Genomic DNA, 17,531 nt, shown 5'->3' with positions numbered 1-17,531 from the left:
TCCCTCATAATGAAAGGGAAGTGCCATGGTTACGAATTTCCGCGCGAGCGTCGATCGCTTCGCCGATCTGCCGACCCTCTACGCCCAGATGACGGCCACCCCCGAATTTCAGGCTGCCTTTGGCGACCCGCTCAGCCTGTCCATCGTCGAACCGGGTGAGGAACCTCGCGAGCATGAGATGCCCGAGCCGTTCGCCGCTCAGGCGGAATGCGGGGGCATCATTGCCGCGATCTTCGATCTCTTCACGGGAACGCGGCTGGAGCCGCTCGCTGCCGACATCGGCTGGGGCCTCGTCAACAGCTTCCACTTTGTTGCCGGAAAACTCCACCAGCGCGAAGATAGCCTCGCCAGGGAGGTGGGCGATCTTGCCCGCAACCCCGACGTCAGCGAAGTTTACACGACAGCGCTTGAGGAGAAGCAGCTCCTTTGCCAGTCGACCGCCGAGCAGCGTCAGGCGATCGAATGCATGCGCGATTATGCCGCTGAAATGTACCGAGCCCAGTCGGGCTGGCCCTGGTCGCCGGCGCGCGGGACGAGGGCATCGTCGGCATCAAGCGCGAGCCAGATTGCGGCGCTGGACTTCCTTCGTGCCAGGCAACTTGCGACGCGAGAAAGGCACATGCCCCAGGGGCCGATCGTCGTTGTGACGGGACCCGCCGACTGGCATGACTGGAGGCAGATCTGGGATCGGCTCGACGCGATCAAGGTCCGGGTACCGCATATGACGCTAGTCACCACCGGTCAGCGGCGCGGCGTCGATCAGATCGCGGCGGCCTGGGCCGCGCGCCCCGAAATCGGGGTTCCGGTCGTCGTCTACGGTCTCTACGGATCGGGGCGCAAAACAGCGTTCACCCGGAACCGCAAGATCCTTGACCTGAAGCCCGTCGAGGCGCTGCTGTGCGAGGGATCTGGCATCCAGGCGAACCTCTATCAACTCCTGCGTCAGGCCGACATTCCGATCCATGCATTCCGAAAGGTCGATCAATGTGTCGATACCGGAGCGATGGCACTCAGCCGTCGGCGCCCTGTTCATTGACGGGAGGTGGATATGGCGATCCCGGACTATCTCAGGGATAATTTCAAGACGCTCCTGCGCGCGGCAGCCGATCAAACTCTCGCGCTGATGGAATGTCAGGACGTGGCGACTGGCGAGCCCCGATACGTCATCTGCGCCGTAGGTCGAGACGGCAGCGCCTATGTCATGACGCCCTTTGGTCATTTAGCTGAGGGCAACCCCTATGACGCCTATCTTCCGCCTTCATGAGGGCGGGAGGGCCGGCGGCTTAATCTGAAGGGATCGGTAGCGCACTCCGCTGCCGGTCCCTTTTTTCATTCAGAACCGTGGGAGGTTTAACGCCCACCGGCAGGTCAGGCGGAAAGGAAGAAAGCTCCAGGTCGAGAGGTCACTTCAAGAAAAATTCTCTCTCAACGACTGCCTATTTTGGCACGGGACCGCGTCGGCCTCAAGGACGCCGGGGCCCCACCATTTTCTTTGGCGGGACTGTCCTCCCGCGCCATCGCCTGAATGGTGTGCCGCCAAAGAAAATCGTGACCCCCAGCGCCGCTTCGCGGTCGCTTCGCGATCCTTGACCCCGCCGCTCGGAGCCCGTGCAGGGAGGGGAGCCTCTTGAAGAAGAAGGAGGTTCCGATGACCAAAATGCTCAGCCATGACGCAGCCCTGGATCTATTCGCCGAAGCCTTTGTGGAAACTACCGATCGCTACCGCATCGTAGCGGGCGAGGATGCAACAGACGCGCCGATGCCGGATGCCGAGGTGGTGGCACAGGCGACCGAAATGGTCGTCCGTACGCTCTTCGATGTCCTGCGCGACACGCGGCTGGAGGGCATTGCCGACCAGATCGCATGGGGGATTGTGCACAGCTTCCACAGGGTCGCCAGCCAGATCGAAGGGCAGGCCGACAAGGCTGCGCAAAACGTCAAGCGGCTTATCGAGCAGGCAGACGGGAGCGAGGTCGGCACAGTGGAGCTGGAGGAAGCGCAGCTACTTTGCCAATCACTCGACGAGACGCAGGACGCGGTCGCCTGCATGAGGGATTATGCCGCCGCGACATTCCGCGCGGAAACCGGCAGGCCCTGGTCGTCGCCGCGGGCATCGCTGACATCCTCGAAGCGCACCGCATCAGTGATTGCGGCCACTGATTTCCTCGCCGCCCGTCGCAAGCGTCAGATCGATCAGAAGGCGCCACAGGGCCCGATCGTCCTGTTTTCGGGAGGGCAGATGTGGGAGGACCACCGCCTGATCTACACTGCGCTGGACGATATCCGCGCGCGCATTCCTACGATGATCCTCGCCACCACCGCCCAGGACAAGGGGTGCGATGCCATCGCGGCAGCTTGGGCCGCGCGCAGCGGATGCAAGATCATCACATTCACCCTCAACCGCAAGCTAGGGAACCGGGCCGGTTTCGCGCGCAACGAGCAACTCATCGGGTTGCGGCCGGTCGAAGCAGTGGTGTGCGAAGGGTCCGGACTTCAGAGCCATCTCGCCCGGGAGGTGCGCAAGCATCGCATCCCGGCACACTTCTTCGCAATCGCAGATCAACATCGTGGCGAAGCTGCGCGATAAGGCAAGGACCGAAGGCAGATGGGCGGCGGAGCGTCTGGCTCCGCCGCCCATCTTTTTGTCGCGAGGGAGAGAATCGACGCGCTCGGGGACCCGGACGAAAGGCGCCATGCGCCCTCCGTCCGCGCCCGTCGCGCGCCGATGCAGGCTCAGCCGGGCTGACCCTGGCCAGCTGCGCGCGGCTCCGCCGTGCTCGCTGCAGGGACAACCCTTCGGGTTGGCTTGGGAGGGGGAGGGCTGCTGCCGCGCTCGGCGATGGCGCTCCGCAGAGCGTCCATTGCCCTTTCTCCGCCGATCCGAATTGCGTGGTCCACTATGTCGCGAAAGGCGCGCTCGCTCAGATGCTCCACGGCGAGATCTTCCACCAGCAAAGCATATTTGCCGCGCAAAGCGCGGCGGGCGCCAAGCACCTCCTGGGCGAGTTTTCTCTCCCGTGCCTCCAGATCCGCAAGTCGTTCTCTGTCTGTCATTTTTGGCACAACCATAGCTCCTTTGATGCGATGGTCTGCCCGCCGTCTCCATCTTGGCCGAGGTCGCAACCGATGTGCAAGAGGCCTCAGTGCAAGCCCCCTTCGGGGGAGCCCCGCGCCTACCGGCACGATGCTGACGCAGCGGCTGAACCGCTGCGGAAGAAGGACGCACGGCTCCAGGCCGTTTGTAATGCACCGTACGCACGGGTGCTGCGGGCGCGAATCGTAAGGGTTTCTGCGGGTTTCCGGGATGTTTTTCGCTCGGAGCCAATGGCACTGATTGACGCCGGTCGGCACTGATCGGCAGCCAATTCTCAGTAACTCTTTGATATGCCTTGGCACCATTCGGCTGCCGCCTCGTCCCAACATAAGCATTTGAGATCAGCCTGTTGGTGCCGTATAAGGGCGCTGCTTCATCATTGCGATCAGGCGTCGGACAGGAGTTCGGCGCTTGCCCAGAATTACGATCAGGTTCAAGGACGCGCTCTATGAGCGCCTCGTCGGGGGCGCTCGAGCCTCCGATACAACCGTTCCCGACTATGTGCGCGACATCCTCAACCGATTCGAGGGAACGGATGCGGGCGGCTATCATGGCCGCTTCGATGAGGTGCAGGCGACCCTCATACAGGTCTTCGCCATCCTTGCCGCATCGGTGGGAACGAGGCGCCCTGACATTCTCCAGAAAGGGATGGAGGATGCCCGCGCCCTACTCCTCGAACGGGGCCTGCTCGAAGCGGGGGAGGGTTCGCGATGAGCATCTTCCGCAACGATACGCTGGGGTCTTGGACCCGTGGCGGGCAGGCTATCGTCCATAATGTCCGGATGACCACCCAGGTCTTCTTTCAGACGACGCTTGCAGGGCTGGTCATCTGGATCGGCGGAATGGTCTGGTATGTGCTGGAGAAGTCCAGCGACTATGAGCGCTTCGTTGCTTTCAAGATTGCCGAGGCCACCTTGAAAAGTGATGTGCCGGGGGGAGCGCCACTCCTTTTTCGAACTCCTTCGGGCAGACAATATTGGACCAGTTCAGATGCGCTCCTGGGATCGCCTGTCGCAATAAAGACGATGCAGGCGATGGAGCATCACCTGGTCTATGGGGCGGCTCTCTCGGGTGCATTCGCTCTTCTGATGCTCGTATGGGCCTGGTTCTATTTTACCCGGACGGGACGGGGCCTTGGCTCGAATCAATTCCTGCGCGGAGCCCGGTTCGGAACCGCGCGGCAACTCCGGCACCTCCTGTGGCGGACGAAGAAGGGCAGCTTCTCGATCGGTGGTGTCCCTGTCCCCGACGCATTCGAGCCGGAGCACATCCTGATCTGCGGGGCGCCGGGAACGGGAAAGACGAACATCATCCTCAAGATGCTGGCCGGCATGCGCAAGGCGGGCAAGCGTGCCATCGTCTATGACACGGCCGGCACCTTCGTCGAAAAATTCTATCGCCCAGGCCACGACATCCTGCTCAATCCACTCGATGAACGGGCCGACCGATGGTCGCCCTGGGTCGATGTCCCGAGAGACTATCATTATGATCAGATCGCGGAGTCTACGATCCCGGACAAAGGTGGCGATCCCTTCTGGGCGAAGGCTGCACGCGGAACACTGGTCGCCGTCTTTCGCAAGCTCGCGCGCAGCGATCGGATGCTGGTTTCCATTCTTCTCGACACGATCCTGCGCAGTCCCTTGAAGACCCTGGCGGCATTCGCGGAGGGTACCGACGCGGCAGCGTTCATCTCGATGGAAGGAGACCGCACCTCGGCTGGCATCCGCGCAGAACTCGCCTCCGTCATGCGCAGCTTTTCCTATCTCGACGATACCGCCGACGGCTTCTCGATCCGGGATTGGGTCGCCAATGAGGAGGATGACAGCTGGCTCTTCATCACCGTGAAAGCAGACCAGTTGCCCTCCCTTCGACCCCTGGTGACGGTCTGGCTCGACATTGCGATCAGCGCGATCATGAGCCTTCCAGCCGACCGCAAGCGTCGTCTTTATTGCGTGATCGATGAGCTTCCGACGCTCCAGAAACTGCCATCCCTGAGCGACTTTCTCGCTCGCGCCCGAAAATATGGTGGGTGCGGCATCTTGGGGTTCCAGTCCTATCCGCAGTTGGAAGCCACTTATGGCATCCAGGATGCCGCGGCCATCACCGGCTATTGTTCCACCTGGGTCGCGCTCCGGGCCAACGACACCCCGACAGCTAAGCATGTCTCGGAAAATCTGGGGCAGGTGGAGCAGGTCGAAGCCAATGAGGGCATGTCCTACGGCGTCAATGACATGCGCGATGGCGTCAATCTCTCGCGGATGCAGGTGACGCGGCCGCTGGTGATGCACACAGAGGTGACGAACCTCCCCAATCTCGCGGGTTATCTGCGCTTTGGGAGAAACCTCCCGGTCGTTCGCTTTGTCGACAAATACAATGGTCTTCCGTCGACCGAGCCTGCCTTTGCGGAGAAGACGGCGCCGCCGTTGCGGTTCGAAACGAGCGCGTCAATCGAGCCAAACGAAGATAGGCCACGCCCCCGCCGCCGTAGCGAAGCAAGGGAGAATCCACAACCTCTGCTGCCGCTCGAAACGCCGCTGCCGCCCGATGATGACCTGTTGGATGAAGAAGCATCACAACTGAACCATCGAGACGGCGCAGAACCGAGCGCTGGATTTCCCGCGGGCCCGCCCCCGCTGCTCGGACCATCGAGCGGTTTTCGCCTGCGCCAACATGGGCGAGCGTCGGGGGATCGGGATGAGGCGAGGCCGGCATGATGCATCCTCGCCGTCTGTCCGGATCACCGGCAAACATCGCCCGCTATTATGCCATCGGCGACTATTATACGAAGGGCGATGCCGAAATATCAGCCTGGGGCGGTAGCCTTGCTCAGGGCCTTGGTCTTTCCGGAGAGGTCGACCCCAAGACCATGGAGGCGCTGCTAGCCGGGAAGGTGGCGGGACAGCAACTCGGACGCAATCGGCAGGACGGAATTCAGCACCATCCTGGGTGGGACTTCGCGATCAGCGCGCCCAAGTCGGTATCAATCATGGCGCTAGCGGCCGGAGACGAGCGGATCATCAAGGCCCATGAGCAGGCTGTCGATGTCGCGCTAGCCTATTTGGAAGAGCATGCCCAGCTTCGTCGCAGGGAGGGAAAGGAGGTCGTTCACGAAACGACCGGAAGGTTGCTCTGGGCGCGCTTCACCGAGCATGCGAGCCGGGAGCTCGACCCGCATCTCCACACCCATATCGTCATCTTCAACATGACGAACCGGGCAGGGGATGAGCGCTATGTCAGCCTTGAAACCCGCGCCATGTATACCGAACAAATGGCAACCGGCCAGATCTATCGCAATCAACTGGCCCATGGCCTTCGCGAACTCGGATATCAGATTGAATTCGACCCGCGTCGGGGGCTTTTCGAGATATCGGGTGTGCCACGCACCCTTATCAGCGAGATGTCCCAGCGAGCCCATCAGATCGATGATCATGCTCGTGCGCATGGCTTCGTCGGTCAGGCCGAGCGCCGAAAATCCTTTTACGCCACCCGCGGCCCCAAATTGAAAGTAAGCCTGGAGGACCTTCACCTGCAATGGCACACACGACTTCTTCCTCATGAAAAGCCAATCTCAGCCCTGCAAGAAAAGGTGGAGGAACGGGGGGAGCGCAAGGTCGAAATCGTGCCGGGCGATGCTGCCCGCGCAGCCTTGTATGGGATAAGACAGCCCGAGGGGCGAGAGGCGGTCAACGCGCTTGGCCGTCATTATGCTGCGGCGCTAGCTTCTCATGTCGGCGAGGTTCGCTTTGCCGACATCAGACCCCTTGTAGCGCACCATGAAGAACGTCGGAAACTTCTCGCAACACGTCATCAGACCGGGGACGACATATTGAACAAGAGCCGCACCAGCCGGCGATCAGCGAAACTCGAACAATCCCTTTCCCTGCATGTTGCCCTGGCGCTGGATGATGCCGCGCCGATAGCGACAGCCGACCGGCTCCTCGGCTCACTGGAAACCGCAAATCTATCGCCAGAGCAAGAGCGAGCCCTTGTTCATATGGCTCTGTCGCATGACCGGGTCACTGGCATTGCCGGCGTCGCCGGATCGGGCAAATCAACTCTCGTTGCCTCGTTGAGGGCAGCAGCCAGACCTGAGAAGAAGTTTGTTGCCCTGGCTCCGACATCATCTGCTGCCGCCGAACTGGGTGCCAAGGCCGAGATCGCCTCGCGAACGGTCGCCAGCCTGCTTGCTAGCGGTGGGCACGGTCTGACCTCTGATCATGTGCTCGTCCTTGATGAAGCCGGTCAGCTGGGAAATCGACAGGCGCTGCGGGTTCTTGAACTCAGCCGCGTGACTGGAGCTCGGCTGATCCTGATGGGAGACAACAGGCAGACTGGCGCTATCGAGCAGGGGAAGGCCTTCTGGCTGATGCAGCGGCTTGGGCTGGCGACCGCCGAACTGACAGAGACCCGTCGTCAAGAAACAGAGGCGATGAAAGCCGCTGTGACGGCGGCGCGTGCAGGAGAGTATGAGGTGTCGGTCGGTGCGCTCGATAAGGTCGTAAGCGGCGCGGCCAGCGAGGACCTTGCCAAGGGGCTAGTGGCCGAGTGGACACGGCTTAACTCCAGGAGCCGTGCTTCGACCAACATCCTTGTTCTCGACAACGCGACACGGCTCATCGTCAACAGCCAGATCCGTGAAGTGCTCAAGCAAGAGGGGGCCATTGCGGCCGAAGACAGCAGGCTCGCGATCCTCACGCCCGGGGGACACAGCGATCAGGAAAAGCGCATGGCCCGCTTCTACTCTGGCGGTCAGGTTGTGAAGTTCAGCCGGGACCAGCCAGCGTTGGGATTGGTTCGCGATGGCGAATATCGCGTTATCGGGATCGGCCGAGACAAGAACGGTAGGCAGCATGTTCGTCTGATCGATGATCAGGGACGCATTCATCGATGGGATCCTCGGACCAGCAAAGCTGCACAGGTGAACGTCTTCTTGGAAGAGAATAGGGGGCTTGCGGTTGGCGACCGCATCCAGTGGCGGCTTGTTTCCAAGGAACTCAAACTCAAAAATGCGGAGAGGGGTACTGTCGAGAAGCTCGATGGGCCGCTTGCTACCATTAGGTGGGACCGCGACGGCCGCGTCCAGGAAATCGATCTGTCACGCCACCGGACCTGGGACCACGGGTATGGCGAGACGGTTTATTCCGCCCAGTCCAAGACTTACGACAGGGCCTATATCCTGGCACCGGTCGGCTCTCCTCTCGTAAATGGCCAAAACTATTACACGGCCATCACCCGCGCCCGTTTCGGAGTGAAGCTATGGACGGAAGACAAGCAAAAGCTGATCGACAAATTGACGGCGCGCTCGGGAGAAAAAACTTCTGCGCTCGAAGGTCTCGGGCGGCTGCAACAGGATCACAATAAGGCAGTTTCTGTCCGCCACGACGAGCGGATAGTCCGCCTTCGCGAGGAGCAGCTCCGACAGAGGCTGGCCCGCAAAGACCGGCTGCTCGAACGGGAGCTCATTCGGCGCTTGCGCGGTACTGGTGGGCTGGCCGGACGATTTGCCGAGAATGCGCGGCTGGGTGTCGAACGCCTGGAGCGGCATATTCGGTCGCGGCTTCCCGGGCGCGATCGGCAGACTTTGCACAGCGACGTGCAGCAAGGGGATCGGCAACAGCACGATGAGCAAGTGAGGGAGGATCGTAATGCCATTGATCGCTAGCTGTCGCTTCGCCGTGGTCGGAATCTGCATTGCGATGGCTTGGCCGGATGCTGGTTTTGCTTCGCCTTTGCCGAGCGCGACCAGCGAGGAAGCAGAAATCGCTCGGTGCATCCGCAACGCGGCCCGTGGGCAAAGGTGGCTTGAGAAAACCCTCTGGGGCCTTCGTGACCAGGAAGGAGGCTGGATCGGCGCTGAGATCAGGAACAGCGACGGAAGCCACGATCTCGGACCGCTCCAGATCAACAGCTGGTGGGTACCAAAGCTGGCCGACATGTTGGCACGGTCACCTTCTCAGATCCGGGTCTGGCTTCGTGACGATCCCTGTTTCAACGCCGAGGCAGCACGATGGATATTCCTGTCTGTCCTCGGGCAGACGCGGGACTATTGGCGGGCGGTAGGGCGGTATCATAGCCCCAGCCAGGGCCGCCAGCGACGTTATGCCACAGCTGTGGCCAGCCGCCTCGCGAGGCGTTTTGGTGGTGCGATCTTTCGCGAGAATCCAGCCCGTTGATCAGCAAGGGTGATCAACATCGTGGTTCATGGCCTGGAGGCGTTAGCGAGGCTTGTCTGTAAAGCGCAATTCGCGTAAAAACAAAACGCCGGTAGCAATCCGGCATTTTGTGAGTGCTGATATGAGCGTTGAACGTATTCAGGAATTGCTAGGAGGAGAGGGGCTGACCGGCCCTCTCCACAACGAGCGCGATATCGTCCGTCTCGTCCGGCGTGGCTTACCGACGCAAGCGGTTGATCATTTCCTTTCGACATCGGGCCTCAGCTTCAATGCGCTTGAGCCCAAGGTACTTAGCCTTCGGACCTTCAAGCGCCGCAAGAAGCTCGAACAGCTGCTCGAACAGGATGAATCGGATCGGATGCTCCGTGTTGTCGGCATTGTCGCTGCCGCCGAGGAGACGTTCGGCAGCGCCGAAAAGGCGCAGGAATGGCTCAATCGATCCACCCGTGCGCTCGACGGTGAAACGCCGATAGCCATGGCGGACACGGATCGTGGCGCCCGCGCTGTCGAAGCCCTTCTTGGGCGGATCGGACATGGCATAGCGGCGTGATCGTCTATCGACTGTGTAAGGCAGCCCATGTCGCGCTCGACGGCGAAGGCGCTCGTCTTTGGGGTGGTCGCTGGAATTCCGCCGGACGCCCAATGGTCTATACCGCAGCAACCCCAAGTCTGGCGGTTCTCGAGGTCCTGGTCCATCTTGATCTACCCGCCGAGTTGCTACCGGACGATCTACGACTTTTGACCATCGAGATTCCCGATGACGCAGCTTTGGTTCGCGCCGATCCGAGCCCAGTGGACGATGCGGCATGCCTCCTATCTGGAGACGCATTCCTCGACGCCGGCGACGCGCTCACGATGCTCGTCCGCAGCGTCGTGGTGCCGCAGGAATGGAATGCGTTGATCAATGTTCGACATGGGGACATGGGGCGGATCATTGTCCGGAAGGACGAGCCCTTCAGGATAGATCCGCGGCTGTTAGCCTAACAGAACCAACTTCAAAATGTACTGCGTCGTTTTTGCCGCCGCGAAGGAACGGCAGATTAAAAAGCCGCTTTGATGTGCGCGCCTTCCGCCGAGGCCGGGCTGCTCCGATGGACGTGGTCGACTAGATTTCGCGAGCGGTGCTTCTCACATCACCAGTTGGGCGGATTATAGTAGCCCGGTTGCATCATGCTTCGCCAGATGTGTCAGCGACGGTGTCAGGGGAAAGGTGTCTCTACCCTTGCTCAGGCCCGCGCATTGCAGTTTATTACCGATTGATTGATAGCTGTGGGCTGTATGATGCTAGTCGGCTCAACCGCCCTCTATCCATTTCTTGTGCCAAAAGGGCTGGTTGATCGCGACATCTCCTCAGTGTCGAACAGTCGCGCGGCGGTCCGGTAAAGAAGCGATAAGCTGCGCAGCCTATTGCGTAGTGACACTCCCTTTGTGAAATGGCCGGGAGATCCCGAGACAAATTCCGAGCGGTTAACAATATTTGTGTGAATGTTTCAGGCCTCAACCCTCCGAGTCAAGATTGTGAAGCGATCGAGCGGGATCTATCTCACAGCCATGACAAGCATAGCGCCCGCAACCGCACTTTCCACTCTCAAAGCCGAACTTCAGGCTCTCGATCCGGCCATATTCGAACGGTTGGTGGCGGCACTTGTCGGAAAGATGATCGGTATTGGCATCTCGGTCGCTAAATCCGGCTTCCAGCATGGGGCGGACGGTGGAACCGCCGGACGGCAGGGAAGACGCCTTCGCATTGAGACCAAGCGCTATGCCGATACTAATCCCCTCAACGAGCGGGAGCTACTAGGTGAGCTCGAACAGGCCTCACAGCGTGATAGTGCGCTTGAACTCTGGGTCCTCGGCGCGACGCGTGAGGCCAAGGAGCAGCTTGAGACGAGCCTTTTTAAGAGTGGCCTAAAGTTGGGCATTCCCGTTCTGGTTATAGACTGGAAAAATGATAGCTATCCTGGACTTGCCGCACTTTGCGCATATGCGCCGGCCATTGTAACTGAGATAGCCGGGGCGGTAGCAGGAGACTGTGCCAATCAGATCGCTGAGGGCGATCCCATGGTGACGCCTGCGGTGGAGCAACTTCGTCGTGACTTGTCTGCTTGGCAGCCGGGTGTCCGGTCGTTGGAGGAGCGTGCGCGCCATTGGCTCAATAATCTTTGGACATGTTCTGCGGTAGCAGTGGCCGCTTTGGGACAGGACGCGGCAGGAGGTGCCGATGCTACATTCATTGAGCGCAAAAATGTTATCGCGCAGCTTGATGATTGGTTCAACAATTCGCTATCAGCGCCCGCCACCGTCGTGGGCGACGAAGGGATGGGGAAAACGTGGGCGACGCTAGGTTGGTTTGCAGCCAATGCTGACCAACTTGCCATTCCATTGGTAATCCCGTCAGGCGCGGTGCCGATCGGGTCGCGGCTTACAGTAGCTGACGTTAAGGCACTTCTCGCCTCTCGTCTATTCGAGATCACCTCAGTGCAGGATCAAGGCTTTTGGGCTGCGCGCCTCGAGAAACTGCTGGCGCGACCGGATGCGGAGGGGCCAGTCTTCATGCTGCTGTTGGACGGGTTGAACCAGGCCACCGATGCGGCGTGGGTCAACCTGCATCAGCAATTGCAGGTGGCACCCTTTGCTGGACGTGTACGGATAGTCTCGACCTGTCGGCCACTCTTTCTCGAGAGCGAGCTTCGCAATCTTGTGCAGTTGGTTGTTCCGCCTAGGCGGATCGACATCGGTCCCTATGACCTAGCTCCTGGGGGCGAATTTGATCAGTTGCTCCTAGCTCGTGGACTTAAGCGGTCCGATATCCGCGAGGAGCTTGTGCCCCATGCAAGTGTACCGCGCCTATTCGACTTGGTTTTGCGCCTCCGCGATCAGCTCAATGGCTTTGACCGGATTACGGTGCATGGCCTGCTGTGGGAATACGGGCGAGACAGTCTCGGAATCCGTAATGGCCGTACTTTCTCGGAAATTGAGTGGCGCGAGTGGCTTCAGACGATCGCTGGGGAACTGCGCGCAAAGGGGAGCTCCCGTTTTACGCGCGGCGACGTGGAGCGATCTGCGTACCGGCCTACGCTAGCGCCCAACGATGTTTTCGGGCGTCTGAGTGACATCGTGGACAGCCAGTTTTCCGACACGGACGCCAATGGCCGCATCACCCTGCGTCCTTCTACGGTTGCGCATGCCCTTGGTGCCGCTATTCTCACGCATCTCAGCGAGGTAGGTGACACCGCGCAAGCTGCCAATTCCGCGCTCGATGCATGGCTGGGGCCGATATCGGGCCTTTCGGAACGCGGCGAGATTTTGCGGGCGGCAGTGGCGATCCTGTGTGCCTCGCCAGAAGCCCTGCCCTCGAGCGTTGCGAACGTCGTAGTCTCAGCTTGGCTCTCGACGCAGAACCTGCCTGAAAATCACCGTGACGATGTTGCGGCATTGTCTCCGCAGATCGCGCAAGCACTCCTCTATGCTGTGGAAACCATCACGACGAGCGCGCTTGCAGCTGCGCGAGATCTCGCGATTGATGGGCTGCGCACGATCCCGCGCGACGACTTAACGGTAAGGGGCTATGTCGTTGAAGCCGTGACGCGCTGGATGCGCATCATTCCTCGCGATGTCGATGATCGCGTCAGCCGACTTGAAGAGGCGGAAGAGAACCGTGCAAAGCAAATCATCACCCGCACGGGATCCGACAAAGATGGCAAACGGTTCATCTTTGGGCTCGAGGTGGAGATGGTGCCGCGCATTGACGGTGCGGCCTTCGCTCATGTTCCAGCATTGCTTGAGGGATATCCGCTTGCCGGCTTCATCGATCTGTTCGAACTTGCGGCCCTTCATTTGGCTGTGAGGGGACGGCTTGACGTCTGGAATTCCTTGAAATGGTTGACGCTCTGGAACGAGCTCGACTTTCGCGAAACGGCTGCTGCTCTTCTGGAGCGAGCAGAAGATCTGCTCGGCCGGACCGCTGAGCCGGGTGTCGAACCGCTCATTGCGAATCGGATAGCCGCGTTGCTGCTTTGGCTTTCAAATGATTTGGCTGTTGAACATCGAGCGCGCGATCTCAACCCGCGCCTCGACGCCTGGCCCGCCTATGAGGATTATGAAGCAGATCCGGTGTCGAGCTTGTTCAGACTGGAACGACGCCATGCCGAATTGGTGCTCCGCGATACAAGAATAGCGGCGCTTGCGCGAGCACGCCGGCTGCAGCATTACTGGTGGGATCCAACGCTTGTAATCGGCGATCAGGCGATCGGCGATATGAAAGCTGTCGCGCAAGCGTTCGAGACCTCAAGATTCAATGGGGGACCGGACCGGACGGCAGAAGATCTCGACTTTGAGCATTTGGCGCCTGCTCTTGCACGCTGCTCGCCCGCGAGCCTAGCGCAGCTTGCCCGGTGCAGGCTGATTGCGCTTGCATCCATGGACAAGTCTCCGCCAGCGCTGGGCGATGCCGCTTATGACGCGCTCCTAATAGGCAATGCAGACACACAAATCGCTCTGAAAACTGCACGCGAAGCAATAGCCAATGACACGGAGACAGATGCAGACGAAGGTAATCGACAGCTTCTTTTACAGCCTGATCTTCTCGATTTGAATGCTGAGGAACAGGTAGAAGCCATCCTGGCGGCGCGTTTTCCGCAGCTTTTCACCAATGCCAACCCATTTCTAAAGCCGCTCGACGCAGCCGCGACCGAAAGGTTGGTCACGGTGCATCGCCATGATCAGCCTGAGATCGTCTCCAAACTCGCGCTGCTTTTGAGTCTGATGGCGACTGAGCTTGGGCCTGTCGCCACGGAATGGCTGGAGAAATTTGCTTTCGATCCCGCCTCTGAGGTGCGACGGTCCGCTTTCACCGCTCTCGCGCGCTGCCAGCCAGAGCAGTTTGCCAAGAAGCTGTGGGATGCGAACTGGTCCTGGACGCCGGAGGACGATTACGAATCCCATGTGGGATCAATGACTTTGGCTGCTGGAACGCTCAATTATCCGTTCGAACTTGTCGCGCCCCGACTTGCTCCTCATCTCATCGCATCTACTGCCCGCAAACGTGGCGGTGCGCCAGCAGAAGTGGCATTGGCGGCCGAAATACTAGACCGGATCGTGCGCCGCCCCGCCAAAGCGCCAGATCAAGGCCCTCAGATCACGATCAATGTCAGCGTCGAGGAGTTCGAGCCATCGGCGATGACGCTGACAGTCGGATCTGAGGGGGGAAGTAATCCGCTCGAGGAACTCAAGGCGCTGCTTGATCAGGATCAACGTGCTGAGGCAGCACGCCGCGCGGTCGAGGTCGCTGAGAAAAGAATAAAAGCAGCGCGGTCTTCGGGTGCCAGCCTTTATCTGGTGCGCATGGAAGCCGATGATCTTGCTCTGCTGCTGGATCATGCAAGTGTAACAGTTGATGCCTGGCTCGAGGGCCTGGAAAGCCAAAGCCCTGCATTCAAGAAGCGCGTCAGGCTGGCGGAAGGATTCTTCATTGCCCTTACAGAGGCTCTGCTTAAAGTAGATTTGGATCGTGGAGTTGCGCTGTGGATTGGCGTCAAAGCAAGTCTGCATTCCAAATTTGTCGGCGTTGCGGGTATCGATAAAATGGTGTTGATGCTTCTGTCCGCTCCCCCCACCGATCAAATCAATGACCTACTCCAGGATCTTTTGAAGCCGCATGTCACCTGGAATGATGACATGCTGCTGGATATCGCCGTTGCAGCAGCGGCGGCGGGTAGAGAAGACTGGCTCCTCAATTTTGCTGCAGAAGACCGTGCGACGGGTGTGCGGTGCCGCGAGGAGCGAGGAAAGGCGCTCGAAGGCTTCTCACCAGGTAAGGATATACAGCCACGATTTGCGGATGGTCGCGAGACACAGACGCAAATCCGTGACGCCCAGTGGGGCGAAGTTCGGTACCGCGATCATGCTGCTCGCCACTGGTGGAATTCTTTCTGGACAGCCGGCGATGGAGAGAGCGCCTTCGCTGCCTGGACCCTGCTTGCAACATGTGCGGATCGAAGAGCGATCGAGTGGATGCACCGCGAATGGCCCGAACCGGGTTCAGGATTCCCGCTCATGGAACGTAAACGGCTCTTTGCCGGCTGGCGCATTAAAGATCTCACACATGCCGCCAAGAAGATCGATCAGAAGACCGACAAGCGGCTTTTCGGGCGAGACATTGTCAATGATGTCGCTCCCTGGTCACGGCGGGCGCCGCTCGTAAAAGGGAGGGATTGAGCGCGATCGGATAAGGGTAGCGCTAGTAGATCGGAAACGGCTATTGATATTTTTGTGTGAACATAGTTAGAACAGATAGGTCAAAGCCTACCGAATTCGCAACCTATCCGTGGCGACACATGGATGGAGGAAGAGAAGGTGGGGTTTTTGATTTAAGTCATTGAATTTTTGGGAGAAAAAGTCCCTAGAATCGACACTTTCCTACAAGTGGGGTAGATTCTGGGGTAGAGTGATCAGGTGGGCAGACATTTCCTATTAAAATCAGGTGCTTAGCACTATATTTTAGGAGCTGCCGGGCCCACCATCGCTTCGGCGCATGTCTTACATGTGATATAGGAAAGTCCTTGTTCAAGGGCTTTCCTGTGACTCTTCTTATCATGCGGCGTCATAGCTTCTCGCGAATCGCGGGGTATTTGGCGGGGTATCGAGATCCGAAAACGGGGTATCGATGACTCTCACATTCGCACCCATGAAAGCGGCTCAGCCGCGCGGCAAACCCTACAAGCTATCTGACCGGGACGGCCTCTATCTGTTCGTCGCTGCCACCGGCACCAAATCCTGGCGCTACAAATATGATTTCGGCGGCAAGGAAAGGCTGCTGACGATCGGCCGCCTTCCCGAGATTAGGTCTGGCCGACGCCCGTGCACTGCACGAAGAGGCCGCGCGCTCATTCGCGCGGGGAAGAACCCGGTGGTAGAGGCCAAGCGCCAAAAGCAGACCCAGATCACCGCTACCGAGGCGACATTCAAGAAGATCGCTGAAATCTGGCTGATGGAACAGCGGCCGCTCTGGTCGCCGGCTAACGCTAAACGAGTCCGCCACCGCCTCGAAAACGACATTTATCCCTGCTTCGGTGCCGTACCGATCGCCAGCATCGATGGCGCGATGGTGCTGAACGCCCTTCGGAAGATCGAGCGGCGTGGATCGATAGAAACAGCGAAACGCGTGCGCGGTTACATTCGTGCGATCTTCAATTGGACCAAGGGCGAACAGCTCGTTAGGCGGGAGCTCTGCATGAGATCGATGACATTCGCGATGCGCTGAAACCCACCCCTCGCGGCCGCCGAATGCCCGCCTTGTCGAGCCTCACGGCTCCAGCTGACGGTGGACCGTTCGACCGGTGGAATGCTTGTGAAACTCGCGTCAAGGCTCCTCGCCTTGACACAGGTGCGGGTCGGAGTTTTCCGCGCCGCAACCTGGGACGAGTTCGACGGGATAGACTGGTCCCGTCCCGATGTACTTTGCACGCGACCGGTATAGCGCATCCCGTCGGAACGAATGAAGCTTGAGGTTGAAGACAAAGGCAATGCCGCCTTCATGCCGGGTGGTGGTATTACGCTGGACGGGACGCGATGGATATCCTTGCGACCGGCCTTTCTCCTGCCAGTACGGGCTTTAGGCACACCGTTCCGCCGCCTCTTTCTCACGCGACTGATCCAGTTGCACCGCACCAGCAAACTCACCTTCTTCGGGTCCATCGCCACCTGCCGCCGGTCAGGAAAAAGGGTGAGTAGTTTATGCTAAACCGCCTCTCTGGTCCAGAGGCCGCACTGGCCTATCTCTCGCGCTACACCCATCGGGTTGCGATCTCGAACCGACGCTTGGTAGCGTTCGACCGTCAGAACGTCACGTTCCGTTATAAAGATTATCGGTGTGCCGGCGACGAGCAGCAGGACATCGTGACGATCAGCGCAGACGAGGTTATCCGCCGCTTCCGCTCCATGTCCTACCACGCGGCTTCCACCCCATCCGCCACTATGGGCTGCTCGCCAGTTCCTCGCGCAAAACCAATCTCGCGCGTGCCCGCGAACTCCTCGACATCGTCCCGCCGGCACCCGACGAGGGCGAACCGGACAGACCTCTCGACCTGCTTCCACCCTGTCCCTGCTGCCGTGGGCGTATGATCATCATCGAGGTCTTCTAGGGTCAGGACCCATTGATGTGAGAGGCGTGATCTGATTCATGCTCCGTAAGGAGACTGAGCATGAGCGACCTGTATTGGCTGACGGACGAGCAGATGGCGCGGCTTGAGCCATATTTCCCGAAA

The 17,531-nt window shown here is 59.7% G+C and carries 10 protein-coding genes and 1 pseudogene; all 11 read left to right on the top strand.

Annotated features, from left to right (window positions below):
* The first annotated feature begins 25 nt into the window (after window positions 1-25).
* Entirely contained in the window at window positions 26-1,036 is a 1,011-nt protein-coding gene (locus ACFQ24_RS07460; RefSeq protein WP_380910198.1) for a DUF2493 domain-containing protein, read from the top strand.
* A 12-nt stretch (window positions 1,037-1,048) separates the two neighbouring features.
* The gene (locus tag ACFQ24_RS07455; protein WP_380910196.1) at window positions 1,049-1,264 is read left to right on the top strand and encodes a DUF6117 family protein; all 216 of its coding nucleotides are present in this window, start codon (window positions 1,049-1,051) and stop codon (window positions 1,262-1,264) included.
* A gap of 384 nt (window positions 1,265-1,648) precedes the next feature.
* A complete protein-coding gene (locus ACFQ24_RS07450) occupies window positions 1,649-2,587 on the top strand; it encodes a DUF2493 domain-containing protein (protein WP_380910194.1) in 939 nt (312 codons plus the stop codon).
* A 918-nt stretch (window positions 2,588-3,505) separates the two neighbouring features.
* Window positions 3,506-3,808 (top strand): hypothetical protein, encoded by a 303-nt coding sequence (locus ACFQ24_RS07445; RefSeq protein WP_380910192.1) that lies wholly within the window; start codon window positions 3,506-3,508, stop codon window positions 3,806-3,808.
* Window positions 3,805-5,808, top strand: coding sequence for a type IV secretion system DNA-binding domain-containing protein (locus ACFQ24_RS07440; RefSeq protein ID WP_380910190.1), 2,004 nt, complete (start codon window positions 3,805-3,807; stop codon window positions 5,806-5,808). Before ACFQ24_RS07445 ends, ACFQ24_RS07440 begins: the two co-directional genes overlap by 4 nt.
* Window positions 5,805-8,756 (top strand): MobF family relaxase, encoded by a 2,952-nt coding sequence (gene mobF / locus ACFQ24_RS07435; protein ID WP_380910188.1) that lies wholly within the window; start codon window positions 5,805-5,807, stop codon window positions 8,754-8,756. Before ACFQ24_RS07440 ends, mobF begins: the two co-directional genes overlap by 4 nt.
* Window positions 8,757-9,319: 563 nt before the next feature.
* The gene (gene parS, locus ACFQ24_RS07430) at window positions 9,320-9,817 is read left to right on the top strand and encodes a type II RES/Xre toxin-antitoxin system antitoxin (protein ID WP_380910186.1); all 498 of its coding nucleotides are present in this window, start codon (window positions 9,320-9,322) and stop codon (window positions 9,815-9,817) included.
* A complete protein-coding gene (locus ACFQ24_RS07425) occupies window positions 9,814-10,251 on the top strand; it encodes an RES family NAD+ phosphorylase (RefSeq protein WP_380910184.1) in 438 nt (145 codons plus the stop codon). The genes parS and ACFQ24_RS07425 overlap by 4 nt, the downstream gene beginning before the upstream one ends.
* A gap of 567 nt (window positions 10,252-10,818) precedes the next feature.
* A complete protein-coding gene (locus ACFQ24_RS07420) occupies window positions 10,819-15,483 on the top strand; it encodes a hypothetical protein (protein ID WP_380910182.1) in 4,665 nt (1,554 codons plus the stop codon).
* 448 nt (window positions 15,484-15,931) lie between these two features.
* Window positions 15,932-16,528, top strand: a complete 597-nt coding sequence (locus tag ACFQ24_RS07415) for a tyrosine-type recombinase/integrase (RefSeq protein WP_380910180.1) — start codon at window positions 15,932-15,934, stop codon at window positions 16,526-16,528.
* Between the two features lie 273 nt (window positions 16,529-16,801).
* A pseudogene (locus ACFQ24_RS07410) lies at window positions 16,802-17,405 on the top strand (IS91 family transposase); the annotation flags it as partial.
* Window positions 17,406-17,531 lie beyond the last annotated feature (126 nt).

Origin of the sequence: Sphingobium olei (assembly GCF_042678845.1) — a bacterium.
Lineage (GTDB): Bacteria > Pseudomonadota > Alphaproteobacteria > Sphingomonadales > Sphingomonadaceae > Sphingobium > Sphingobium olei.
Note: the sequence above shows the minus strand (reverse complement) of the source record. Positions and strands in the feature narration are given on the sequence as shown.